Raw genomic sequence first — 23,841 nt, 5'->3', positions numbered from 1 at the left:
ATATTAAAAGAGGTTACCCTCTTAAAATCTGTTTTGCAGCTGCTTCATCAGTTATAAGTAAATCGCTTTTCCCTTGTTTAAAATAGGAAACAATTGCTTTTGCCTTCGATTTACCACCAGCGACAGCTATAACATGATCAATAGAAACAAGATCCTCTAACTGAATTCCTAATGTACGGACTTTATGAATAATCTTACCAGACTCATCAAAATAATAACCAAACGCTTCACTTACAGCAGTATTTGATTGGAGCTTCAAAATAATTTCTTTCGAAGTTTTACGCCGTTTTGCCATCGTAATCGCGTCACCAATTCCGTGGATAACGATATTTGCGCTCTTGATTTGCTCTAAGACATCCTGGATCGATGGTTCTTTCACTAACGTTTGATACGCTGTCTCACTCAAGGGATCTGGTACATAAAGTAATCGGTAGTCGCCATTAGCCTTTTCCGCCATTTCCGTGACAATTCGGTTTGATTGGTCTTCTGCTTTCTCACCAATTGCACCACGTGCTGGAAGAAACAAATAATCACCGTTCTTACTTAGCGGTGTCATTGCATTTGCGACAGCGGCCATTGTCGTCCCGCCTGTTACAGCAATAATCATGCGTTCTTTAACGATAGATTGAAGGAATGTGACGCAAGCCCTCCCCATCTCCCGTTTTACCCAATCATGTTCATCGCTATTACCAGGAAGAATGAGAACTTTCTTCGCTTGTAACTTTCCCTTAAGTTGCTCTTCTAAAACATTTAAACCCATCAATTCGCCCATAAATTTGGCCAATTGATTCAGAATTAATTTACCCTCTTTTGTGATAAACATTCCTTTGGTTGTTACTTGAACCAGCTCTTGGCTTTGCAAAAATTCAACCTCACCACGAACATGGCGTTCCGTTAAATTCGTATTCTCCGCTAGACTTCTTCGCCCAATTGGTTCAAATAAATCAATACTTTGCAAAATAGAATACCGTTGTTGCATTACTTCCAAAATATCTGGAACGAGCTTTTTTTGTAAATCAGTGAATGTTCTCATATAAAGACTCCTTCATACTGGACGAAAAAAGTCCCATACTATTAAATGTTGTCCCGATTACATTTTTAGTATAGCATACTTGAAGTAAAATACAAATAATTTGCGATGAAAAATTGTTAAAGTAATGTAAATGAATGTGAGAATCGTATTCTCCCTTATCAGTCGGAGGTCAAAAACCCGATGCATATCATTTCACACTGCCAACACCCTAAGTTACCTGCTGCTCTCTTTCAGAAGTTTTTCAATCGAAGCATAATTCATTTCTTCGCAATTAAGCTGTTTTCCATTTAATTCGATCACAGGAATTGACAATTGATATTGTTCGAGTAATCCATCATCTTCATATATATCTTTTTCTTCCAATTCATATGGGTAGTCTTTCTTAAATAAGGATAATAATGTTTCTGCTTCCATACATAATGAACAATTCTCTTTCATATATAGTGTAACCTTTCGCATTTAGCACTTTCCTCCTCTTTTTCTTTTCAATGATGATGGGATTTGCAACTGTCCTCTGTACTTCATAATTGTTCTCCTAGCAATTTCGATCCCAAAGTCTTCCTTTAGCTTTCTGCATATCGTTTCATCTGATAACGGTCTGCTTTTATGTTCTGCTTGGATTAGCTCATATATCCGTTGTTTAATCGCAACTGCTGCCATCTCTTTACCATCTGTTTGCCTAATCCCCGTTTGTAAGAAGAATTTAATTGGCAGCACCCCATGATCTGTTTGTACATATTTTTGCTTTATCGCCCGACTAACAGTGGATACATGGATATCCAATTCAAGTGCAATCTCTCTTAATGTTAAAGGCTTTAAATGCTGTGGACCATTTTCAAAAAAAGTGGACTGCTTCTCAATAATCATCTGAATGATTTGCTCTAGCGTAGATGTTCGGTATGCAATTGCTTGCTGTAAAACTTCAATTTGCTTATATTTTTCTTTTAGATAATTGGTAGTGTCCTTATCCATTGTGAGCAACTTCCCGTATTCATCATTGATTTTGATTGTTGGCGCTGCCCATTTATGAAAGGTGATTTCCCAGCTTCCATTCTCTTTAAAAATGGATGCCTCGGGAATGATATAGTCAGAATGCTGTGAACCGAGAAGCTGTCCTGGCTTCGGATGACATCGCTTCATTCGCTCGATAATCGCTAATGCTCGTTCTTCCTCTACCTGATAATGTTTGGAAATGGCAGCGCTATTATTTGTAGCAATCCATTCTAAATGTTCATCCATTAGATTTAGAATAAACGTATCTTCTATATTCATGGCTTTTAATTGCAACATAATACATTCACTTAATGATCTCGCACCGATTCCAGCTGGTTCTAAGGATTGAATCATAGCGAGCGCGTCCCGGGCACGCTTTAATGTAGTGTCACACGCATCTGCCCATTGCTCAAGCTCAATCTCTAAGTACCCGTCATGATTTAAGGAATCGATGCCAAAATCTATGATTGGTTCTAATTCTTTTGGGAAGGATAAGGTATATAATTGATTCCGTAGCTGTTCATACATCGAGTATTGTACTGGATTTATTTCACCAATATCCGGTGTATTTACATGTGAAGCACGGTAATGCTCGATTTCATAATCATAATTAATCGCATCCATTAGCGGATTTTCATTTGAAAGTTCGCCCAGATAGTCCAATAACTCCATACCGGGTAACTGGAGAATATGAATGGACTGTATAAGTGATTGATTGAGCTTCCATTGCAATGATTGCTGCTGCACAAGTCTCGGTTTCATCGAGAACACCCCTTAGAAGATGTATACCCTTATAGTTTGCCATTACTTCTGATAAATGTCACCTTTTCGCCTTTATCGTTGACAGCTCTATAAAAATTCATATAATATTTTACTATTCATTACGTTTCGAAGGGAGTAAGATAATGTCAAAAAAAATACAAAAAGAAACAATTGGTCATACTATCCGTCGGTATATTATGCTGTTTATCGGAGCAGGAATCGCGGCAATCGCATTGGAATTATTTCTCGTTCCTAATTCAATTATTGATGGCGGGGTTATTGGTGTATCCCTACTAATTAATAATCTAACAGGGATAAGCTTTGGGATACTCGTCCTCATTATTAATATTCCGTTTCTAATTGCTGGATTTAAGAGATTAGGAAAGGACTTTCTTTTCTCCTCGCTATTCAGTATTATTTCCTTATCTGTTGTCGAATCACTATTACATAGCGTTGCACCAATTACGGATGAACCGCTGCTTGCAACCGTATTTGGCGGATTGGTCCTCGGTGCGGGGGTCGGAATTGTCATTCGAAATGCAGGGGCATTGGATGGGACAGAAATACTAGGAATTATCATTACGAAACGCATGTCATTTTCTGTTGGTGAGTTTGTCATGTTCATCAATGTATTCATCTTCGGCTGGGCTGGGTTTGTCCTAGGCTGGGAGCAAGCAATGCTATCGATCCTCACTTACTATATTGCATCGAAAACAATCGACGCAATCGGCCAAGGTATTCTAAATGAAACGAAAGCGGCAATCATTGTTTCTGATATGTCAGAGGATATCGCTGAAGTAATCGGTGAAGAATTAAAACGAGGCGTAACTAAATTATATGGACAAAACAACTATACAGGTACAGATACAAATGTACTCTATGTCGTCGTTACACGCTTAGAAGTCGCAAAACTGAAAGCCATTGTATTTAACCTTGATAAGACAGCCTTCACCACCATTATGGACACTCAAGAGGTTCAGGGTGGCCGGTTTAAATCGGCTGGGCATTAATAAAAGCGGATCCCGACCAATTAAGGAAACGGGGCCCGCTTTCTTTGTTATTTAATCTTTATCTTCTCATTGCTAGTAATCCACTCTGGGAAGAAATCAAGTTTTAGCGAAATCGGTGACTTCTGTCCAAGTAAATGCTCAATATGATACCCGAACTCATTCGTTCCCTTCTCTACTGAAGTGGTTGTAAACGAGCTACCTGAATCAAGTGCCTTTCCATCTGCATCATATGATTGACTGAAGAATGAATAAGGGAACTCCTCATTATACTTAAATACAAGATAATCCCCTTCTCTCACTACTTCTTTAAAAAGATTTCTCTTTGGTTGTCTTATTATAACCTCATTTTCAGCATCTACAATAACCATACTTTCCTCTTTATCAATGGCCTGAATTTTCCCTAAGACTAAATTCAACTCTTTTGGTTCCTTAAAATAATTACTTTGTAAATACAGCATCCATTCATTATCAGAAATATAACTTGCTGTAATTCCGTTCTCAATTTTACTCCATGACTCACCATGTTCATCAACAAGTAGCATTTCATCAAATGAAAGGAACTTCTTCGTATTATTAGGATTCATCTTAACATGTACTGCCACTCTTAATGGGTTTATTGTTACATCAAGGAAAGTAATTTCCTGCCCTTCAACAGTTACTGTTTCGTTTATATTGTAGGTTTTATTTTCCTTTTGCTCCTTTGTCAGAGTAAATGGGATATTAAATGTCTCGCCACCAACTTTCAAATCAAGTGCAAATTCCGTTGTGTTTAATGGAGCTTGAAAGAAATACTCAAGTACTCCATGAAAAGAATTCGCAAATTCCACTTCATTTAACTCTGGGTTGTAACTCGAGCTAGCGATGTCTATCTCTCTACCATCCTCGCTTCTAATTTCAGCTTGATTTAGAGTGATACTCCGTTTCTTTTCTTCCGTATTAATTGTATAAAACAATACAACCCCTTGTTCATCCGCAATCACTCCATCGATCACAACTTCCACTCCATTTTGCAGTTTCGAAACACCGAGCGATTCATAGTAATCACTCTGGATTGCTGCTACCATTCCTTTATCATGCCTAATTAATTCAACGACTTTTTCCATTCCAGGAACGTTTGCTAGATATGAGGCAAAAACGGGTGATACACGTATGGATGTAATTAATGAGATAAGAATAACAGCAACCATTGCCGCAATTAGAGTCCATTTTTTTGCATGACGTTTTTTTATTTTTCTCGAATTTAGCTTTCTGAAAGCCTGTTAAAATAGCCATATCTAGTGCAGTTTCTGGAACTGAAATGTTATCGACACTTTTTTTATATTCCATAAGTTTTTCTTCTTCATCTTCAAACATGATTACTCCACCCTCTCCGCCTTCATCCTGCCTTTTTCTGAGTTCTTTTAACGCTTTATTCGGCCACGTTTTCACTGTTGCCTCCGGACACCCCAGCACCATTGCGATTTCTTTAATTTTCAGTTCATGAAAATACTTCATCGTTAAAATTTGGCGTGAGCGCTCATCGAGATCCTGCATTGCATCCTTCAATTCCATTTCTGTATGATTTTCAGAAACGCCTTGGATACCAATTATTTCATCATTCATGATGATACGTTTCTTTCTTTTTAACTGGTCATTACAATAGTTAATCATGATTCGAATATGCCAGGTCTTCATATAAGCAGATTCCTTCACCCTATGAATACTTTTATACGCACGATATGTTACTTCTTGAAGTGCTTCAATAGCATCCTCCTGATCACGTAAATATGCGATTGCCGTTTTATATAAATCTATTTTATAGGTCTGTATCAATCGTAGAAAAGCATCATCATCACCTGCGATGGCTTTTCTTGCATCCTCATTCAAGTCTTATCCCCCATCCCAGAAGCAGTTATATAGATTAGACTACTAGTTTCGAAAAAAGTTTTATTCTTTTTATTATAAAGGAGAATGATGCTGCATGTTGAACATATATAATAAGCATAACAGTTCAAGAGGGGGATGATTATATGCCATATGTCGAACTTGATTTAGAGACAAAGCTATTTTATGAGGACGAAGGTGAAGGAAAGACGGTTATTTTTATTCACGGCGTAATGATGAGTAGTAAATTTTTCTATAAACAGCTCCCGTTTTTTAGTAAAAACTATCGGACAATCGCATTAGATCTTCGTGGCCATGGAAAGTCTAGTAAAGTAGAGCATGGTCATACTGTTGCACAATATGCAAAAGATTTGAAAATATTTATCGAAAAATTAGAATTAGAGGATGTTATTTTAGTAGGATGGTCGATGGGATCATTCGTTGTTTGGGATTATGTGAATCAATTTGGAACAGATAATATTAAAGCAGTAACGATTGTTGATCAATCTGCATCGGATTATATATGGCCTAACTGGGAGTTCGGCGCATTCGATTTCGCAGCATTAACTGGATTAATGCAAGCAATCCAAGAAGATCAGCACGGATTTAATCGAAATTTCATCGATGGTATGTATAAGGAAAAACCATCTGAAGAGGATGTTCAATGGATTTTGGCAGAAATGAATAAATTGCCCGCATCGATTGAAAGCACCATCGTTTTTAATCAATCCATCGCTGATTATCGAGAGACTCTATCGAATGTTGATATTCCAACACTGCTCTGCTTTGGTACGGTGGGCTTCTTCCCAATAGAAGCTGGAGAGTATATTCAAAAGCGAATAGCTGGGTCAAAGCTAGTAGCATTTGAAAATAGTAGTCATTTGTTATTTTTAGAGGAAACAGACAAGTTCAATCGTGAGTTATATACATTTTTTAGTAATCTTTAAGAACTAATTTACTTTCTTTACTACTAAATAGAGAAGGAACAACAAATGTTCCCTCTCTTCTTACTATATCAGATGGACAACCTTGTTTTCCATCCGACCAATTTTTTCAATTTCTAATGTAACGACGTCCCCATCTTCAAGAAACTGCGGTGGGTCCATCGCAAACCCTACTCCATCTGGTGTCCCAGTTAAAATAATATCTCCTGGATTCAACGTGATTAAATTGGAGATAAATTCGATAAGAAATGGTATATCAAAAATTAAATGGCTCGTATTCGATGCCTGCCGTTCTACACCATTTACAAAAGATCGGATAGATAAATTTCCTGGATCACTAATTTCATCAGCAGTCACTACCCACGGACCAATTGGTGTACTTCGATCTAATGTTTTCCCTTGAAGCCATTGCGGTGTACGCTTTTGTAAATCCCTTGCTGAAGTATCATTTCCGATTGTATAGCCAGCAATATAAGATAGCGCCTCCTCCTGTTTCACCTTCGTAGCCATCTTACCAATGACAAATGCTAGCTCAACCTCGTAGTCCAATTTTTTCGTTACATCGGATGTTTCAATCGCATCCTCCGGGCCAATTAATGCATTATTAAACTTTGCAAAGAGAACGGGATATTCCGGAATGTCACTTTGCATTTCTGCCACATGATCCGCATAATTTTTGCCAACACAGATTATTTTTCCAGGTGAAGAAATCGGCGCGCCTAACTTAATGTCTTTCAGTGGAAAGCTTTGCCCCTCATCACGCTTATTTAATATGTATTGATATGCCTTTTTCGCCTTCTCAATTGCCGGAGTTCCGATTGCAAAGAATTGTGAAGGATCAGTGGGAAGTTCCGATTCCATTTCATCAGCTGCTATGGATTCTTCTTTTCCTGATGAAAGCAATGCTTGATATGCTGACTGAATATCGATTACTTTATCTCCCTCTAGAACACCAATTCGGTATGTATGTAAACGGTCCTTTTGTTGAAAGCTTACGAGTTTCATTTAATCCCTTCCCATCTTTAAATAATTGTATAATTTCATTTTATCAAAAGTATCTTACTTTATACAAGTTGTCGCTACCCAATACTAACTTTTCAGTTCATTTGCCTTCACGAAGCATTCAAATTTCACTCGTTTGACAGTACCATAGAAGGAATGATGTTTGATATACTAATTATATTACATACATAATTTATTGAAAGATAACTAAGGGGGATATTGTCATGAGAAAAAGCCGTATTATTTTTATCCTGTTAACCATTACGATTTTAGCAGCGTGTGACGCAAAAAATGAGAATACCGATGCTGGATCAACAGAACTTGTTCCACTTGAGGTAGAATTTTCAGTTCTAGAAACTGCTGAAGTAGATAAAGTAGTAAAACTTGTAGCAACTGTTACGCATGGTGAAGAATCTGTTGTAGATGCAGATGATGTGACATTCGAAATATGGGAGCAAGGGATGGAGGATGAAAGTACTAAGATTGAAGCAACAAATAATGATGACGGTACTTATTCAATAGAAACCACCTTTGACCATGAGGCTACTTATGAAATGTATGCACATGTGTCGGCAAAAGATATGCATACAATGCCGAAAAAATCGATAATAATTGGCAGTGGCGTAAGTCATAATCACGACGACGGACAGAATCATGAACATGCTGAACACGCAGATGGTTTCGCAATGCACTTTATGAAACCAGAATTAGTGACAGTTGGTGAAAATACATCACTACAAGTACATGTACAACTAGACAACCATCCTTTAGAAAAAGCAAATGTACGATTTGAGATTTGGAATGAAGAAACACCGGACAAGCACGAATGGATAGATGCGGGTGAAGCAACTGCTGGAGAATACTCCAGAGATTTTGCATTTCCAGAAGCAAGTAACTATCAAATAGTGATTCATGTGGAAAACGAAGACGGATTACATGAGCATCAGGAATTTGAAATCACTGTAACGGAATAATCATGATACTTAATGAACCTCCGTGCAAAACACAGGTATTTGGCTTATACTAATTTTAGAGAATTAAATTAATTAGGGGGAAGAGCATGAACGATGTTTCACTACGAGAAAAAAGCATTGTAATGATAGGTTTTATGGGCGTTGGTAAAACTACCATTGGTAAAGTTGTAGCAAAGAATTTATATAGAGACTTTATTGATATTGATGAAGAGATTGAAAAGAAGTTCAACATGCCAACCTCTGATATTTTTAAACAATACGGTGAAAAAATTTTCCGCGAAACAGAGAAAAATATGATTATCCAATCCTGTAAACAAAAACTAAAAATCATCTCCGTTGGTGGTGGTGCGTTTCTTCAGGAAGAAATTAGAGACGTTTGTTTATCAGAATGCATCGTTTTCTTCCTTGATATGTCTTGGGAAAATTGGAAGGATCGAATTAGCCTGCTTATCGATAGTCGTCCCGTACTGCAAGGTAAGAATATGGACCAAATTGAGGAACTATTCAATGAACGCCAACCGATTTACTCAGAGCATCATTCCCGGGTCATTACAGATAATTTAGTCGTTGAGGAAGTCGCTGATTACATTGTCGAATCGTTGAAAACGGCATGGGATATATATGAGCCGAATGCCGGTTGATATCAAATAGTAACAAACAAAATATGAGCCTATTAAAAAAACAAACAGAACCCACAATGAAGTCCTGTTTGTTTTTTAGTAGGCATATAGAAGAATGATAGTAATTCTCCTTTGTGAGCAGAAAAAAGACAAGGATAGAATAACCTTCTAACCCTTGTCTCATTTAATTTACATTGACGCGCCCAGAGGGATTTGAACCCCCGACAAACCTGGTACCGGAAACCAGTGCTCTATCCAGCTGAGCTATGGGCGCATGTAGATGTTTGAAATTGACACATATGCTATTATACCGTTGTTTCCTTATAGTTACAAGTGTTTTCTTAACCTTTTTTTGTTATGACGTTTATTCGCCAAAAATAAGGGTATCATGTAGAAGATATTTTTTTATATTATCGAAGGTTTATGTTTGACCTTCATTGACCTTTGAGCTATTATAAAATTAGATCCATTAAGTTAGTTGGATGAAACTTGTTTTATATAAGGAGGATTTACAAATGAATTTAGTACCTACAGTTATCGAACAAACCAATCGTGGCGAACGTGCATATGACATTTACTCACGCTTACTTAAAGACCGTATTATTTTACTAGGAAGTGCAATTGACGATAACGTTGCAAACTCTATTGTCGCACAATTACTTTTCCTTGAAGCAGAAGATCCAGGTAAGGATATTTCATTGTATATCAACTCACCAGGTGGTTCCATCACATCTGGAATGGCGATTTTCGATACGATGAACTTCATCAAATCTGATGTTTCTACCATTTGTATCGGTATGGCAGCATCAATGGGTGCATTCCTTCTAACTGCTGGCGAAAAAGGAAAACGATTTGCATTACCAAACAGTGAAATCATGATTCACCAACCATTAGGTGGAACACAAGGACAGGCAACAGACATTGAAATCCATGCAAAACGTATTATCGAAATCAAAAAACGCATGAATGAAATTATGTCAGAAAAAACTGGTCAGCCATTAGAAGTAATTGAACGCGATACTGAACGTGATAACTTCATGACAGCACAACGTTCTGTTGAATATGGTTTAATTGACAAAATCTTAGAACGTAAAGAAGATGCTAAATAATCTTTGTAAAAATCCCTTTCATTTATAAATGAAAGGGATTTTTTATAGTTATCAAGACCATTTATTTAGATACTAATGAACTCAAATGATTTAATGCTATTTCTTCGTCGGCCCCATCCGCGATCAACATTACTCTCTCGCCTTTACCAATTGCTAAGCTCATTAATCCCATGATACTTTTGGCATTTACTTTTTTTCCCTCTTTTTCTAGAAACAGATGTGCCGCATAGCGATTCGCCTCTTGAACAAACTGTGCTGCTGGTCTAGCTTGCAATCCTTCCACTAATTCAATCGTGACTAATCTTTCAATCAATTTCCTCATCCTCCTCCAGCTTTTAAGAAAACGCTATCATTTCCATTTAATAACCAACTAACAAAGCACGGTGGCAATGTTAGTCATCATAAACCTTATATTTAATCCGTATTATATCATGTATTCAACATAAAGAAAATTATTCCAACGAATTAGGTAGAATTAACTTCCTTGTAATACTTCACCTTGCTTTAACTTCGCTGCAAAGTCATCGATTTTCTTTAGTCTGTGATTCACACCAGACTTCGAGATTTTTCCACTCGAAACCAATTCCCCTAATTCTTTTAATGATACTTCTTGATGTTCCACACGAAGTCTTGCAATTTCCTGTAATTTCTCTGGAAGTTGATCAAGCCCTACCGTATTTTCAATCAGTTTAATGTTTTCAATTTGTCGGAATGCTGCGCCGATGGTCTTATTTAAGTTCGCTGTCTCACAGTTTACAAGACGATTAACGGAATTCCGCATATCACGAACAATTCGGACATCCTCAAACTTAAATAACGCATTATTTGCACCAATGATACTTAAAAAGTCCGTAATTTTCTCGGCCTCTTTTATGTAAACAATATAACCACTTTTCCGCTCCAATGTGCGCGCACGAAGGCCAAATGAATTTAATAATTTACATAAAGCATCATTATGCTCCTGATAGAAATTAGATATTTCTAAATGATACGAGGATGTTTCAGGATTATTAACCGATCCACCTGCAAGAAATGCACCACGTAAATAGGCTCTTTTACAACAGGTTTTAGAAAGAACTTTATCCGAAATAGTTCGAATTACTGTATAGGAATCTTCAATAATATCCAATTCTGTTAAAAAGTCACGTACCTTTTCTTTTAATCGAACAATATATATATTGTTCTTCTTCAACTTCATTTTCTTTCGGACAAGAAGTTCAACTGGAAATTCGTAACTTTTCTTGATCAATGTATAGATACGTCTTGCGATTGCAGCATTTTCCGTTTGCACATCAAGCGTGTAATTCCTACTGGAAAACGAGATTGCACCGTTCATCCTAATTAAGGCTGCGAGCTCTGCATGTAAACAACAATCATCAAACTCAATTGCTGTTAATTCCTTCTTTATTTCTGAAGCAAAGGACATCTTCTTTCTCCTCCTTTACCATTATTTACCGTAACGATTACTTTTGCTCTAAAATGGAGTAAAGTAATGTTGCAATTTTATTATTATCATGTCGTACTGTTGAATTAGAATAACTAATAATGTCCCCTTCAATTATTTCTAATCCCATATTTAATAATTTCAATGTATCATATACAACTGGCTCGGCGTTTTCTTCTGCATAGATGTCACGTACTGCCTTTTTAATTGGTTCATTATGAACAACAACGGCATCTAGACAGCCAGAACCAATATGATCCGTAATTGCTTGAACATGATCCGATGCTTTATAACCGGTTGTTTCACCTGCCTGTGTCATCACATTACACACATAAACAACCTTTGCCTTTGTTTCTTTCAACGCAATGTCGATTTTCGGGATGATCAGATTCGGCATAATACTCGTATATAAGCTTCCAGGTGAAATAACGACTAAATCAGCTTTTTGAATTGCATGGATTGCATTTGGCAGTGGTTTAACAGGTTCAGGACTTAAATATACACGCTCAATCCGCTTCCCTGCAAGTGGAATATTGGATTCACCAGAAATGGTGGTTCCATCCGTAAACCTTGCATTTAAAGTCATATTTTGATTTGATATTGGATAAATTTCACCTTTTACATTTAATACCCGGGAAATTTCCTTTATCCCGGTAAAAAAGTCACCAGTAATCGACGTCATGGCGGCTAATAGTAAATTTCCCATGGAATGGCCGGACAGTCCATTTCCGACAGAAAATCGATGCTGGAATAACTCTAAAAGCATCGGTTCTACATCAGATAGTGCGGCAATTACATTACGAATATCTCCTGGTGCAGGAATTGCCATTTCACTCCGTAATCGGCCTGAGCTGCCGCCATCATCTGCAACGGTAACGAGTGCTGTTAAATCAATTGGTAAATTCTTTAGTCCGCGTAATAGAACTGGCATTCCAGTCCCACCACCCATTACAACAATTCTTGGGTGTTTCCCATTTGTCATCATGAATTTCCCTTTCTCTTATCAATATCCCGATGTGTAACATGTGTGATGTAATTCGTCGAGAGTTCATTCGCAAAGTGCTCTGCTAACGCAACGGAACGATGTTGCCCACCTGTACAACCAATACCAATAACAAGCTGCGATTTTCCCTCTTTCTTATACTGTGGAAGCATGAACTGCAATAAATCAAGCACCTTATCATTAAATATTTGTGTGTCGGACCATTTGAAGACATATGAAGCAACGTCCTGATTTAATCCTGTTAGCGGCTGTAAATGGGCTACATAATGTGGGTTAGGAAGGAATCTTACATCAAATACAAGATCAGCATCGATTGGAATTCCATATTTAAATCCAAAGGAGACCAAGTGTACGGAGAAGATTTCCTGTTTATCTTCCGAATATATTTTTACAATTTTTTCTCGTAATTCACGAGGCTTCAAATTGGTTGTATCAATAATACGTTGTGCTCTTCCCCGTAATTGGTCGAGAATTTCGCGTTCTTGATGAATACCGTTAAGTGGAAGTCCGCCAATTGCTAATGGATGTGCGCGTCTCGTTTCCTTATAGCGACTAACTAACTTTTCATCCTTTGCATCCAGGAATAGTATATGCTCCTCTAGCCATTCCTCTTTTCCAACAGTATCTAATGCATCAAATAAGGAATCAAAGAATTCACGTCCACGTAAATCCATTACGAGCGCTACTTTTCGAATTGCGTTCGAGGAATCACGCATCAAATCTAAAAATTTTGGTAGCAATGTAGGGGGTAAGTTATCTACACAATAATAGCCTAGATCTTCAAAGCTTTGCACTGCAACCGTCTTTCCTGCACCTGACATTCCTGTTATAATAACTAATTTTGTTTCCATTTCTCCGTCTTTCATTGTCAATCTCCCCCTTATATAAACCGTAAAGGTGTTGATAGAACACTAATCATATCGATTCATTTGTATCACTATACGAAATTCGTCCGCACTAAATACCTTCATCCGCTAAATATATTAGAAAACTTGGTTGCACTTATGTAGTAAGAAAGTCTTTACACTTTCTTACCTACAAAAAAGTTCACTATGTTTATTATACTATGGATAAGGTGAAACTTCCATTCGTCATGATTAGGAAAGATTAAATTCATAATCAAATTAACCACTATATTCGACAATTTAATTACAAGGGCTTCTACAAAAAAAAGACACAGGTGCGAGCACCTGTGCAAAAACTAATTTATCTATTAAAAGGGGGTCAATTAGTTATCTATAATATACCTCATTTATATTGCGAATGTATTACAGGAGCGTTAAGAAGCAGTTAAAATTTAATTAACTTTTGCTGCTTTTGCTTCTTCTGCAAGATCTTCTACATACTTAATTGCAGCTTCAGCGGCAATACTACCATCACCGGTTGCTGTCACAATTTGTCGAAGTTGTTTTTCGCGAATATCACCTGCTGCAAATATACCAGCTACATTTGTTTCCATATTTTCATTTGTTGGAATGTAGCCTTCTTCATTCGTAATTCCAAGCGATTTAAATGGTTCACTAAGTGGTACCATACCAATGTAAACAAAAACACCATCCGCTGCAAATTCTGATTCTTCACCCGTAATATTATTTTTAAGAGTGACACTACTTACTTTTCCCTCAGGTCCGTTGATTTTATTTACAACGGTATCCCAAATAAAGTCGATTTTTTCATTTGCAAATGCGCGTTGCTGAATAATCTTTTGGGCACGTAATTGATCACGGCGATGGACAATCGTAACCTTATCTGCAAAACGAGTTAAATAAATTCCTTCCTCAACAGCAGAATCTCCACCACCGATGACAACAAGATTCTTCTGTTTAAAGAACGCACCATCACACACAGCACAATAAGATACGCCACGACCACCAAGTTCATTTTCGCCTTCGATGCCCAATTTCTTAAATTGTGCACCAGTTGTAATGATTAGTGCCCTCGTATTGTATTCTTTATTCCCAGCAATAATCGTCTTGTAATTACCATGATCAACGACTTCTTTGATTTCTCCGTATGCATATTCTGCACCGAATTTCTTAGCATGTTCAAACATTTTCGTTGAAAGTTCTGGTCCTAAAATATTTTCATAACCTGGGTAGTTCTCCACATCTTCTGTGTTTGCCATTTGTCCTCCAGGCATTCCTCGTTCTAACATTAATGTATCTAAGTTTGCACGAGATGCATACACTGCTGCTGTCATTCCAGCTGGTCCAGCACCTGCAATAATTACGTCATACATACGTTCTTCGGACATATTAATCGTCCTTTCTTTAAATTTACTTTGTACTATCTCTAGCTTAATAAACTAAACCTGATTCGTCTATTATTCTGCTCATAAAGTGAAACTAACATCCAGTACCACTGAATGTTAGTTGAACAGAATCAGGAATTTACAGCCCGTTAATGCGTGAAAAAAAGGACCTTATATTAATTATTCCCAAGGTCCTGCTTCCTTCGATAATGATGGGTGCTGCTTACATCCTTCTTCCCATAATGAAAGTGCCTTCGCCGGCTCACCTACATTGAATGCTGTTATACTATACCATCGATAATAGGATGGGTGGTTTTTTAGCCTTCCTTTTGAAAGTGAAATAAAACGTTGATAGGCATCCTGATACTGCTCCGTTCTCGCTAAGGTTACCGCAATACGTAGTTTCTGCTGTTCATGCATTGGATATACATTTAATAATGTATGGATATGCATTTTGTATGCTGCTTCATCATTTAATTCATGATAAAACAATGCAAGGTTTATATGGCTGTACAATGTGTTTGGATTTTGCTTCAAAATATCCAATTCCATTTGCACCGCTTCCTCTTCACGCCCTAAGAAAAATAGGACCTGCGAGTAATCATGCTTTGCAAGCATATATTCAGGGAATAGTGTAACCATTTCCTCAATGACTGGAAGTGCTTTTTCCCATTCCATATTTTCCATATGGTAAAATGCCGTTTCTTGATAGATAAGTAATTCATCTTCATCTTCAAGCTCAAAGTCGTCGTCCTCATCATCCACATCAACAATATCAATTAGGTCCAATAATGCCAATGCATCCTCGCTAAACTCACCTTTCGGCTCCTTTTCGAGATAGAGGCTCACATACTTTTCTGCATCATTTAAGAGACCCAAATGTGCATAATTATTTGCAATTAAATAATAACAATCCGTATATTCCGTTGATTGTAATACATTCGTCAACAACTGATTTGCAGCATGATATGCGCCAATCTCTGTATATATAACGGACATTTGACATTGATACAAGGGATCATTCGGCTTCGCTTCAATCGCCTTTTTCATCCATTTTATCGCAATATTAAACTTTCTATTTTGAAAGGCTTCGACACCTTTTGTGAAATAAAAATCACCTTCAGGAATAAAAGGGATAACATTATTTGATTTTTCTTTTGCTTTGTTTTTCACTTGTGTCATCGATATCCCCCTAACTACAAGACATACACACGTGAAAGTATACCACATTACAGCCCGTAATTATAGAGCCTGCGGGCAAAATTGTCTATGGCAATCTTATTTAATGTGCATCTATTGTAGATTAGGTTGGAATACTTATGCATCTTTTACCGGTGTTACTGCTTCATGCATCAACTGCTCCAATTCGGAAACATAACGCACCCGTTGTTCTTCATTCCACTGTAAGATCTTCGCCATATATTGTATGACATTCTCCTTATTCGTTCTCACCCAATGGATATCAAAAAATAATGCACCCGTTCTCCGAATAAAGAAGTCAACTGGTTTATATGCTGCTTCATACTCCATTGCATAGATCAGTTTCGCAAATACAGCAGGATCAATATTCTCTTTTACTGCTTCTTCTTTTCTACTTTGATAAATATCAAACAGTATATCGACATTGGAACCATATGTTGCAACGAATTCCGATGCGGTTGCTTCGTCCAATCCAAGTTCTATTCCTTCGTTTACTTTTTGTTGTTTGAAAGATTGGAACCCAGTCGAACCACCAACATCTCCACCAGAGATTGGTAAATGAATGGTTGCTGATTCGGTATAAATAATTCCTTCTTCTGCTTTTAATTGCTTAACCACTGTATCTACTGCTTGCTCTGCCATTTTCCGATATCCTGTCAATTTTCCACCTGCCATCGAGATCAGACCAGAGTCAGATACGAAGATTTCATCCTTCCGTGAAATTTCGCTTGGGCTATTTTTTCCTTCTTCCTCAATTAAAGGGCGAATTCCGGTCCAACTTGATTCGACATCTTCCTTCTTCATCTTCAATGATGGAAACATGTAATTTATTGCATTTAGCACATAATTTTCATCCGCTTCCGTCATCACTGGATGGGCGATATTTCCCTTATAGGTTGTATCTGTCGTTCCTACATAGGTTTTATTACCTCGTGGAATTGCAAAAATCATTCGACCATCTGGTGTATCAAAATAAATTGCTTGCTCTAATGGGAATACGTTTTTCGGAAAAACAAGATGAATCCCTTTCGTTAAATGCAATGTTTTCCCCTTTTTCGAGCCATCGATTTCTCGCAATTCATCAACCCATGGACCACCTGCATTGATGATTTTTTTCGCATAAAGGTTATATGTTCCTTGATCAATTTGGTCCTCGACAGTTATTCCAACAATTTTCTTTGATTCGTCATAGATAAAGTCTGTAACCTTTGCATAATTAATTGCCCTTACTCCACTAGCCACTGCTTTCTTCATGACCTCAATTGTTAGCCTTGCATCATCGGTTTTATATTCCACATAATATCCAGCACCCTTCAGTCCATCTTTTTTAATTAATGGTTCTCTTTGCAGTGCCTCCTGTGGGCTAAGCATTTTTCGCCGTTCACTTTTCTTTACTCCCGCTAGAAAATCATATACACGGAGTCCGATATTCGTTGTGAATGGTCCCAATGTGCTTCCTTTATGGAATGGGAGCATCATCCATTCAGGGGTTGTTACATGTGGCCCATTTTCATATACAATCGCTCGTTCCTTACCGATTTCTGCTACCATTTTAATTTCAAATTGTTGCAAATAACGTAGTCCTCCATGGACAAGCTTGGTTGACCTGCTGGAGGTTCCACCAGCGAAATCCTGCATTTCCACTAACCCTACTTTTAATCCTCGAGTTACAGCGTCTAGGGCAATACCTGCACCAGTTATACCGCCACCAATAATTAATACATCATAGGATTCATTTTCCAATTTATTGAATGTGTCTATCCGATCAAAGCTTGAAAACATTGTCATAACTGAACACTTCCATTCCTTTTTTGTAGATATCTGTGCAGACCTTAATAACTCTTTATAAATCATTATTATTTATTACAACCAATGTGAAGTAGCTCTATTTAGTATGTCAAAGAATAGAAAAAAAGCCACAAACAAACTAATGCATATCTGCATTAACTGTTGCGGCTTCTCCAATTCTCCGTCCAAAGCTTATTAACTTAATTTAAATATACCATATTTTTTACTTATCGTACAGTAATTAGACTAATTATCTAAAAGTTCTTTTCCATTGCATTTACAATTTCCATCAAACTTTTCCCCATACCTGATTCAACCGCCGCAACATATGAGCCTTCAACTAAAGGTGCTTCGACTAAAATCGCCTCTGTTTCCAACATTTCAATCGCCATTTCGGCATTCATTTTTGCACTACCAATATCATAGAAAAGGATGACACCTTTCCCTTTATCTGCATCATTTACCGCCTTCATAATTTTCTCCATGCTTGTTCCAATCTCATTTTCTTCGGTGCCACCTGCTAATTCAATAGGAACATCTTGAATTACTTCGCGTATCAGCTCCTTTAGACCTTCTACTATTTTAGGACTATGAGAAATTAACACGATTCCAACATATGACATACACTATTTACTCCCTTTGATTACTTCTTCAAGTGCTTCGAAAATTAGATATGTGGAAGCAGCACCCGGATCAATATAACCAATCGATTTTCCCTTGAAATATGCTGCACGGCCTTTCGTTGCCATAATGTCCTTCGTATCCTCCATCGCTTGCTTTGCCACTTTCAAAAAGGGATTATCTTCAAAATCATGTGCTTCTTGAAAGGAATGCACTACGGGCGCCCAAACATCAATCATCGTTTTCTCACCAGTTGTGGCTTTTCCCCGATGCATCACACCCTGTAAAGCTTCTTCAATACCACTTGTAAAACTAGTATAGTCTACTGGATTTATTCCCTTCACAGCCTGTGAAAATTTTAAGAAAGCCGTTCCGAACAACGGGCCTGATGCACCTCCAACCTTTGATATTAATGTCATCGCAACTTCTTTTAATACATCTGCAACTTCTTGGTATTCCTGTGTCGATAGTTTATTTTCGACCTCTTGAAATCCTCTAGCCATATTAATCCCATGATCACTATCGCCAATTACTTGATCTAAAGAGGTTAGATAATCTTTATTTTCCTGGATTTTTTCATTCACCTTTGTAAACCATTGAATCGCATCTTCCACTCGTAATTCCATGTTTCTCCTCCTTAAACAAGAAAAGCAGGCGCCTCTGATCTAGAATCCAACAGACTTTTAAGCTCATCATCCAATTTCAGTAAGGTTACAGAGCAACCAGCCATTTCTAATGCTGTCATATATTCGCCAACAAACGTTTTGTAAACATGAATGCCTTTTTCATTTAATATTTCATTCACCTTACTGTTTATGATATATAATTCCATTTCTGGTGTAGAGCCTAATCCATTAATCATGACGGCAACTTCATCACCGGGTCCATGTACGCCATCATCAAGGATTTTATGAACCAATTCACTTGCAATTTCATCGGCAGTCGAAATTTCCTTCCGCTCAATCCCAGACTCACCATGGATACCAATCCCGATTTCCATTTCATTTTCTTTTAGCTCGAAGCTAGGCTTACCAGCAGCAGGAACTGTACACGGAGTTAAAGCCATTCCCATCGAACGAACATTTGCAACTACTTTTTCTGCTACTGATTTCACCTCATCTAACGCTGCACCTTGTTCCGCCTTTGCACCAGCAATTTTATGGACAAAGATGGTTCCCGCAATCCCCCTTCTACCGGTAGTAAAGGAACTATCTTCAACGGCAACATCGTCATTAACAATAACTTGTTCCACTTTAATACCTTCCGCTTCCGCGAGTTCAGCAGCCATCTCGAAATTCAGTACATCACCTGTATAATTCTTAATAATTAGAAAAACGCCTGCATTGCCATTAACCGCTTTAATACCCTCTAACACTTGATCCGGAGTCGGTGATGTAAAAACCTCACCTGCAACTGCTGCATCGAGCATTCCCTTCCCTACATATCCTGCATGGGCTGGCTCATGCCCACTTCCTCCTCCACTAACTAAACCAACTTTATTTACAGTAGGTACATCACTTCTGACGATTACAGTTGTTTCTGGTAATTGTTTAATTGCAGATGGATTAGCTGAAACCATCCCTTTTAGCATATCTTGAACGACTAAATTTGGATCATTAATAATCTTTTTCAACCTGACCACTCCCCAAAGCAATATTATGATGGATTTTCTGAAAAAGGGAGACCAGAGTTATCATCTAAAAAACTTAGATATTTGGTCTCCCACTGCATTACCTATTTAAATACTCTCGTTGCCTCTACCGCCTTCTGCCAGCCTGAATACAGTCGATTACGTTGTTCCTCTTCCATTTCATTCGTAAAGGTGCGATCATTTTTCCATTGTTTCGCAATCTCCTCTTTATCCTGCCAATAGCCAACAGCTAAGCCCGCTAGATATGCTGCACCAAGTGCTGTTGTTTCTTGAACTACTGGGCGGTCTACTGGCACACTCAGCATATCACTTTGAAATTGCATTAATAGATCATTCTTTACTGCTCCTCCATCGACTCTTAACGCCTTTAATTCAATTCCTGAGTCAGTAATCATTGCATCAAGAACATCCTTCGTTTGATATGCTAAAGATTCCAGTGTTGCACGAATAAAATGCTCCTTCGTTGTTCCCCGTGTTAAACCAAATACAGCACCACGTGCATCACTATCCCAATACGGAGTTCCTAGTCCAACAAATGCAGGAACCATATACACACCATCTGTCGTATCCACTTGTTTTGCAAATGCCTCACTTTGCGGGGCACTATCAATTAGCTTTAAGCCGTCACGCAACCATTGGATTGCAGAACCTGCAACGAAAATACTTCCCTCCAGGGCATATTCAACCTTTCCGTCGACACCCCAGGCTAAAGTAGTAAGCAGACCATTCTCTGACTTAACCGCTTTTTCACCAGTATTCATTAACATGAAACATCCAGTACCATACGTGTTTTTCGCCATTCCTTGTTCAAAGCATGCTTGCCCAAATAGTGCCGCCTGCTGATCGCCAGCGATTCCAGCAATTGGAACTTCATGTCCATAGAAATGATAACCTACCGTATTCGCATAGATTTCAGAAGACTGACGTACTTCTGGAAGCATGCTCTTCGGAACAGTCAAAATATCAAGTAATTCATCATCCCATTTAAGATCGTAAATATTGAACATCAATGTTCTTGAAGCATTTGAATAATCCGTAATATGTGTTGTCTTACCAGATAGCTGGTAAACAAGCCATGTATCCATCGTGCCAAATAATAAATCACCGGCTTCTGCCTTTTCCCTCGCACCATCTACATTATCGAGAATCCATTTAACCTTTGTTCCCGAGAAGTACGGGTCAATTAGCAATCCTGTTTTTTCTCGAATAATGTCGTTATAACCTTGTTCAGCTAGGGATTTGCAGATTTCCTCTGTTTGCCTTGACTGCCATACGATTGCATGATAGATCGGTTTTCCTGTATTTTTATCCCAAACGACGGTTGTTTCCCGTTGATTTGTGATTCCAATACCAGCAATTTGACTTGGGTCCACATCTGATTTTCGTAAGACATCTGCAATACAAGCTAATACAGATGTCCAAATTTCATTGGCATCATGCTCCACCCAGCCCGGTTTCGGGAAATATTGTTGAAATTCCTTCTGCCCTGTTTCCACTATTTCCCCATTATGATTAAATAATATTGCCCTCGAGCTTGTTGTCCCTTGGTCTAATGATAAGATATATTTTTCAGTCATGTGATTCTCCCCTATCCAATTTTTTCTTGTACTTTCGAAGAACTATTATCTTTCTTTGTTAATTCTGTATATGCTGCACCAATCATAAGTATCGCTACTATGGCACTTAACACCCAAAATAAAGTTGAGAAATTCCCTAAGAATATTGCTTGGTAAAATACTGCTCCGTATACGCCACCAAGAATTGGACCAACGATTGGAATCCATGCGTAACCCCAGTCAGAACTTCCCTTGCCTGGAATCGGCAATATTGCATGTGCAATTCTCGGGCCAAAATCACGTGCAGGGTTTATCGCATAACCTGTCGTACCACCAAGAGACATACCAATCGCAACAATTAATGCACCAACAATTAATGGATTTAATCCCTCTGTAAATTCATTTGCACCGATAAACATTATCCCCGCCACTAAAATAAATGTTCCAATCATCTCACTTATTAAATTTGATAGTGGACTGCGAATCGCTGGACCGGTTGAAAAGACTGCTAGTTTAGCTTCTTGATCTTTTGTAGCCTTCCAATGTGGTAAATAATTAAGATAAACAATAACTGCTCCGATAAATGCACCAATGATTTGCCCACTAATATATGCTGGCACCTTTGCCCATGGTAGTTCACCAACAGAAGCAAATCCTAATGTAACGGCTGGATTTAAATGTGCACCAGTGAAGCTTCCTACTGCATATACCCCCATTGCAACAGCAAGTCCCCAGCCAATGGTGATTACAATCCATCCTGCTCCTTCTGCTTTCGTCTTCTTCAATACTACTCCACCGACTACTCCGCCACCAAAGATGATTAGAATCATTGTGCCAATTAATTCACCTAAAAACTCCGACATCACACTACACCCCTTTTTATCTATATTTTTGAATTAGCTTGCCCTAGATTTCCTTGGGTAGCCTTCGTTCACTTTGTCAAATTGAAACGCTCCCAATTCTTTCTAACAAGCGAACTAGTATAATTATGAAGCAGAAAAAGACCCACACTACAATAGACATACTCCTCTCTTAGCTAGTACAATTGCAATGTGGGTCTCCATTTCTCCATCACATAATTAACTTGTTCTTAAAGTATAGCGCAAATTGTAACCGCTGTCAAATCACTTCCCTAAATAATTAATAAAAATTTTCTTAATGCAGGAAAATATGTTTTAGTTAGTAACCTTACAATGGAGGAATAATAAATCTTCGTTGACTCAAAAGTGCCAAGTATTCTAGTGTGCGAAAGGAGCTCGGACCGGTCGCTCCAGAATACACTAAGCGCACCTTAGGGGAGCTGGTGAGCCTACTCGCAGGAGTCTCCATGTATTTCTTCCGCTGGGGATTGTGCAGTACATCGTAATATTTGAAAAGCAAATCCACTAATAATCTTCTTTGATTTAACACTATTTAGATATGAACACATACTTTACCTAAACAGCAACAACTATAGCAATTATGCTTTATAATAAATCCCATAAATCTTTTTTCGATGTAGAAATAGCAATTGCACCTGCATCAAGCGCATTCCTAACATCCTCTTCTGTTGTAATCAACCCTCCAGCAATAAGCGGCAGCTTCGTATTTTCATAAATTTGTTCTATCATACTTGGCATTAATCCCGGAAGAACCTCGATACAATCTGGTCGAGATCGTTCGATAAGTTTTAAATTATGATCAAGCGCTAAACTATCAAGTAAGAACATGCGCTGAATCGCTAATAGCTTATGCTTCTTTGCCAATGATATAACATTTGCCCTTGTCGATAAAATACCATCTGGCTTAATTTCATGAATCAAAAACTCCATACCGTATTCATCTGCCTTTAAACCTTGAATCAAGTCAAAATGAATAAGGACCTTCTTGTTTGCACGTTTTGCATAATCTACCATGCTCTTCAACTGTCCAAGCCGTGTTTCTAAAAAAATAATCGTTTCGTGTTTAGTCTCCAAGGCTCTGTCAAAATTCTTCATCGATCGAATTGCAGGAATTACTCCTTTGGGAACGTCCATTT

The 23,841-nt window shown here is 37.9% G+C and carries 24 protein-coding genes and 1 tRNA gene; 5 read left to right on the top strand and 20 right to left on the bottom strand.

Features of this window, described 5'->3' with window-relative positions; translation table 11 throughout:
• Positions 1-13 precede the first annotated feature (13 nt).
• From CWR48_RS16160 to rpoN, 3 genes are all read right to left on the bottom strand, one after another.
• Positions 14-1,033, bottom strand: a complete 1,020-nt coding sequence (locus CWR48_RS16160) for a sugar-binding transcriptional regulator (RefSeq protein ID WP_115774366.1) — start codon at positions 1,031-1,033, stop codon at positions 14-16.
• Between the two features lie 213 nt (positions 1,034-1,246).
• Positions 1,247-1,492 (bottom strand): glutaredoxin family protein, encoded by a 246-nt coding sequence (locus CWR48_RS16155; RefSeq protein WP_115774365.1) that lies wholly within the window; start codon positions 1,490-1,492, stop codon positions 1,247-1,249.
• Positions 1,493-2,788: an RNA polymerase factor sigma-54 gene (gene rpoN / locus CWR48_RS16150; protein WP_115774364.1), complete on the bottom strand. Its 1,296-nt coding sequence runs from the start codon at positions 2,786-2,788 to the stop codon at positions 1,493-1,495.
• Positions 2,789-2,931: 143 nt separating this feature from the next.
• Here rpoN and CWR48_RS16145 point away from each other — a divergent pair, with 143 nt between their 5' ends.
• Positions 2,932-3,798 carry a YitT family protein gene (locus tag CWR48_RS16145; RefSeq protein ID WP_211316763.1) on the top strand — a complete coding sequence of 289 codons (867 nt, stop codon included), beginning with the start codon at positions 2,932-2,934 and terminating at the stop codon, positions 3,796-3,798.
• A 47-nt stretch (positions 3,799-3,845) separates the two neighbouring features.
• Here the strand turns inward: CWR48_RS16145 and CWR48_RS16140 are convergent, their stop codons facing one another.
• Both CWR48_RS16140 and CWR48_RS16135 read right to left on the bottom strand, forming a co-directional pair.
• Entirely contained in the window at positions 3,846-4,985 is a 1,140-nt protein-coding gene (locus tag CWR48_RS16140) for a DUF4179 domain-containing protein (RefSeq protein ID WP_115774362.1), read from the bottom strand.
• Positions 4,885-5,664 carry a sigma-70 family RNA polymerase sigma factor gene (locus CWR48_RS16135; RefSeq protein WP_245976837.1) on the bottom strand — a complete coding sequence of 260 codons (780 nt, stop codon included), beginning with the start codon at positions 5,662-5,664 and terminating at the stop codon, positions 4,885-4,887. Before CWR48_RS16135 ends, CWR48_RS16140 begins: the two co-directional genes overlap by 101 nt.
• Before the next feature lie 143 nt (positions 5,665-5,807).
• On the opposite strand from CWR48_RS16135, the gene CWR48_RS16130 reads away from it, so the two are divergent.
• The gene (locus CWR48_RS16130) at positions 5,808-6,608 is read left to right on the top strand and encodes an alpha/beta fold hydrolase (RefSeq protein WP_115774361.1); all 801 of its coding nucleotides are present in this window, start codon (positions 5,808-5,810) and stop codon (positions 6,606-6,608) included.
• 63 nt (positions 6,609-6,671) lie between these two features.
• On the opposite strand, the gene CWR48_RS16125 is transcribed toward CWR48_RS16130, so the two are convergent.
• Positions 6,672-7,610: a fumarylacetoacetate hydrolase family protein gene (locus CWR48_RS16125; protein WP_115774360.1), complete on the bottom strand. Its 939-nt coding sequence runs from the start codon at positions 7,608-7,610 to the stop codon at positions 6,672-6,674.
• 221 nt (positions 7,611-7,831) lie between these two features.
• On the opposite strand from CWR48_RS16125, the gene CWR48_RS16120 reads away from it, so the two are divergent.
• Positions 7,832-8,581 carry a FixH family protein gene (locus CWR48_RS16120; RefSeq protein ID WP_115774359.1) on the top strand — a complete coding sequence of 250 codons (750 nt, stop codon included), beginning with the start codon at positions 7,832-7,834 and terminating at the stop codon, positions 8,579-8,581.
• An 86-nt stretch (positions 8,582-8,667) separates the two neighbouring features.
• Positions 8,668-9,222, top strand: a complete 555-nt coding sequence (locus CWR48_RS16115; RefSeq protein WP_115774358.1) for a shikimate kinase — start codon at positions 8,668-8,670, stop codon at positions 9,220-9,222.
• A gap of 177 nt (positions 9,223-9,399) precedes the next feature.
• Here the strand turns inward: CWR48_RS16115 and CWR48_RS16110 are convergent.
• A tRNA-Arg gene (locus CWR48_RS16110) sits at positions 9,400-9,475 on the bottom strand.
• A 241-nt stretch (positions 9,476-9,716) separates the two neighbouring features.
• Between CWR48_RS16110 and clpP the strand changes: the two genes are divergently transcribed.
• Positions 9,717-10,310, top strand: a complete 594-nt coding sequence (gene clpP, locus CWR48_RS16105) for an ATP-dependent Clp endopeptidase proteolytic subunit ClpP (RefSeq protein ID WP_115774357.1) — start codon at positions 9,717-9,719, stop codon at positions 10,308-10,310.
• Positions 10,311-10,371: 61 nt separating this feature from the next.
• On the opposite strand, the gene CWR48_RS16100 is transcribed toward clpP, so the two are convergent.
• The 13 genes from CWR48_RS16100 to CWR48_RS16040 form a co-directional block, all read right to left on the bottom strand.
• On the bottom strand, positions 10,372-10,623 hold the full coding sequence (locus tag CWR48_RS16100) for an HPr family phosphocarrier protein (RefSeq protein WP_115774356.1): 252 nt from the start codon (positions 10,621-10,623) through the stop codon (positions 10,372-10,374).
• A gap of 162 nt (positions 10,624-10,785) precedes the next feature.
• Positions 10,786-11,736 carry a DNA-binding protein WhiA gene (whiA, locus tag CWR48_RS16095; protein ID WP_115774355.1) on the bottom strand — a complete coding sequence of 317 codons (951 nt, stop codon included), beginning with the start codon at positions 11,734-11,736 and terminating at the stop codon, positions 10,786-10,788.
• A gap of 37 nt (positions 11,737-11,773) precedes the next feature.
• Positions 11,774-12,736 carry a gluconeogenesis factor YvcK family protein gene (locus CWR48_RS16090; protein WP_115774354.1) on the bottom strand — a complete coding sequence of 321 codons (963 nt, stop codon included), beginning with the start codon at positions 12,734-12,736 and terminating at the stop codon, positions 11,774-11,776.
• Positions 12,736-13,623, bottom strand: coding sequence for an RNase adapter RapZ (rapZ, locus tag CWR48_RS16085; protein ID WP_115774353.1), 888 nt, complete (start codon positions 13,621-13,623; stop codon positions 12,736-12,738). The genes CWR48_RS16090 and rapZ overlap by 1 nt, the downstream gene beginning before the upstream one ends.
• A gap of 431 nt (positions 13,624-14,054) precedes the next feature.
• A complete protein-coding gene (gene trxB, locus CWR48_RS16080; RefSeq protein WP_115774352.1) occupies positions 14,055-15,011 on the bottom strand; it encodes a thioredoxin-disulfide reductase in 957 nt (318 codons plus the stop codon).
• Positions 15,012-15,188: 177 nt separating this feature from the next.
• A complete protein-coding gene (locus CWR48_RS16075) occupies positions 15,189-16,190 on the bottom strand; it encodes a tetratricopeptide repeat protein (RefSeq protein ID WP_115774351.1) in 1,002 nt (333 codons plus the stop codon).
• A 135-nt stretch (positions 16,191-16,325) separates the two neighbouring features.
• Positions 16,326-17,996 (bottom strand): glycerol-3-phosphate dehydrogenase/oxidase, encoded by a 1,671-nt coding sequence (locus CWR48_RS16070; RefSeq protein WP_115774350.1) that lies wholly within the window; start codon positions 17,994-17,996, stop codon positions 16,326-16,328.
• A gap of 254 nt (positions 17,997-18,250) precedes the next feature.
• Complete coding sequence (dhaM, locus tag CWR48_RS16065) at positions 18,251-18,619, bottom strand: dihydroxyacetone kinase phosphoryl donor subunit DhaM (RefSeq protein WP_115774349.1); 369 nt, start codon at positions 18,617-18,619, stop codon at positions 18,251-18,253.
• A gap of 3 nt (positions 18,620-18,622) precedes the next feature.
• Positions 18,623-19,243 carry a dihydroxyacetone kinase subunit DhaL gene (gene dhaL / locus CWR48_RS16060; RefSeq protein WP_115774348.1) on the bottom strand — a complete coding sequence of 207 codons (621 nt, stop codon included), beginning with the start codon at positions 19,241-19,243 and terminating at the stop codon, positions 18,623-18,625.
• A gap of 11 nt (positions 19,244-19,254) precedes the next feature.
• Positions 19,255-20,250, bottom strand: a complete 996-nt coding sequence (gene dhaK, locus CWR48_RS16055; RefSeq protein ID WP_115774347.1) for a dihydroxyacetone kinase subunit DhaK — start codon at positions 20,248-20,250, stop codon at positions 19,255-19,257.
• 101 nt (positions 20,251-20,351) lie between these two features.
• Positions 20,352-21,845 carry a glycerol kinase GlpK gene (glpK, locus tag CWR48_RS16050; protein WP_115774346.1) on the bottom strand — a complete coding sequence of 498 codons (1,494 nt, stop codon included), beginning with the start codon at positions 21,843-21,845 and terminating at the stop codon, positions 20,352-20,354.
• Positions 21,846-21,856: 11 nt separating this feature from the next.
• Positions 21,857-22,687: an MIP/aquaporin family protein gene (locus CWR48_RS16045; protein WP_115774345.1), complete on the bottom strand. Its 831-nt coding sequence runs from the start codon at positions 22,685-22,687 to the stop codon at positions 21,857-21,859.
• 603 nt (positions 22,688-23,290) lie between these two features.
• Positions 23,291-23,839 carry a glycerol-3-phosphate responsive antiterminator gene (locus CWR48_RS16040; protein ID WP_115774344.1) on the bottom strand — a complete coding sequence of 183 codons (549 nt, stop codon included), beginning with the start codon at positions 23,837-23,839 and terminating at the stop codon, positions 23,291-23,293.
• Between the last annotated feature and the right edge of the window lie 2 nt (positions 23,840-23,841).

The sequence above is a fragment of the Oceanobacillus arenosus genome (assembly GCF_003369575.1).
GTDB classification, from domain to species: domain Bacteria; phylum Bacillota; class Bacilli; order Bacillales; family Amphibacillaceae; genus Oceanobacillus; species Oceanobacillus arenosus.
Note: the sequence above shows the minus strand (reverse complement) of the source record. Positions and strands in the feature narration are given on the sequence as shown.

Excerpts from the sequence above, each read along its gene's own strand:
- CWR48_RS16160 (WP_115774366.1), bottom strand. The coding sequence starts at position 1,033 with ATGAGAACATTCACTGATTTACAAAAAAAGCTCGTTCCAGATATTTTG.
- CWR48_RS16155 (WP_115774365.1), bottom strand. The coding sequence starts at position 1,492 with ATGCGAAAGGTTACACTATATATGAAAGAGAATTGTTCATTATGTATG.
- rpoN (WP_115774364.1), bottom strand. The coding sequence starts at position 2,788 with ATGAAACCGAGACTTGTGCAGCAGCAATCATTGCAATGGAAGCTCAAT.
- CWR48_RS16145 (WP_211316763.1), top strand. The coding sequence starts at position 2,932 with ATGTCAAAAAAAATACAAAAAGAAACAATTGGTCATACTATCCGTCGG.
- CWR48_RS16140 (WP_115774362.1), bottom strand. The coding sequence starts at position 4,985 with ATGGTTGCTGTTATTCTTATCTCATTAATTACATCCATACGTGTATCA.
- CWR48_RS16130 (WP_115774361.1), top strand. The coding sequence starts at position 5,808 with ATGCCATATGTCGAACTTGATTTAGAGACAAAGCTATTTTATGAGGAC.
- CWR48_RS16125 (WP_115774360.1), bottom strand. The coding sequence starts at position 7,610 with ATGAAACTCGTAAGCTTTCAACAAAAGGACCGTTTACATACATACCGA.
- CWR48_RS16120 (WP_115774359.1), top strand. The coding sequence starts at position 7,832 with ATGAGAAAAAGCCGTATTATTTTTATCCTGTTAACCATTACGATTTTA.
- CWR48_RS16115 (WP_115774358.1), top strand. The coding sequence starts at position 8,668 with ATGAACGATGTTTCACTACGAGAAAAAAGCATTGTAATGATAGGTTTT.
- clpP (WP_115774357.1), top strand. The coding sequence starts at position 9,717 with ATGAATTTAGTACCTACAGTTATCGAACAAACCAATCGTGGCGAACGT.
- whiA (WP_115774355.1), bottom strand. The coding sequence starts at position 11,736 with ATGTCCTTTGCTTCAGAAATAAAGAAGGAATTAACAGCAATTGAGTTT.
- CWR48_RS16090 (WP_115774354.1), bottom strand. The coding sequence starts at position 12,736 with ATGACAAATGGGAAACACCCAAGAATTGTTGTAATGGGTGGTGGGACT.
- rapZ (WP_115774353.1), bottom strand. The coding sequence starts at position 13,623 with ATGAAAGACGGAGAAATGGAAACAAAATTAGTTATTATAACAGGAATG.
- trxB (WP_115774352.1), bottom strand. The coding sequence starts at position 15,011 with ATGTCCGAAGAACGTATGTATGACGTAATTATTGCAGGTGCTGGACCA.
- CWR48_RS16075 (WP_115774351.1), bottom strand. The coding sequence starts at position 16,190 with ATGACACAAGTGAAAAACAAAGCAAAAGAAAAATCAAATAATGTTATC.
- CWR48_RS16070 (WP_115774350.1), bottom strand. The coding sequence starts at position 17,996 with ATGACAATGTTTTCAAGCTTTGATCGGATAGACACATTCAATAAATTG.
- dhaM (WP_115774349.1), bottom strand. The coding sequence starts at position 18,619 with ATGTCATATGTTGGAATCGTGTTAATTTCTCATAGTCCTAAAATAGTA.
- dhaL (WP_115774348.1), bottom strand. The coding sequence starts at position 19,243 with ATGGAATTACGAGTGGAAGATGCGATTCAATGGTTTACAAAGGTGAAT.
- glpK (WP_115774346.1), bottom strand. The coding sequence starts at position 21,845 with ATGACTGAAAAATATATCTTATCATTAGACCAAGGGACAACAAGCTCG.
- CWR48_RS16045 (WP_115774345.1), bottom strand. The coding sequence starts at position 22,687 with ATGTCGGAGTTTTTAGGTGAATTAATTGGCACAATGATTCTAATCATC.
- CWR48_RS16040 (WP_115774344.1), bottom strand. The coding sequence starts at position 23,839 with ATGGACGTTCCCAAAGGAGTAATTCCTGCAATTCGATCGATGAAGAAT.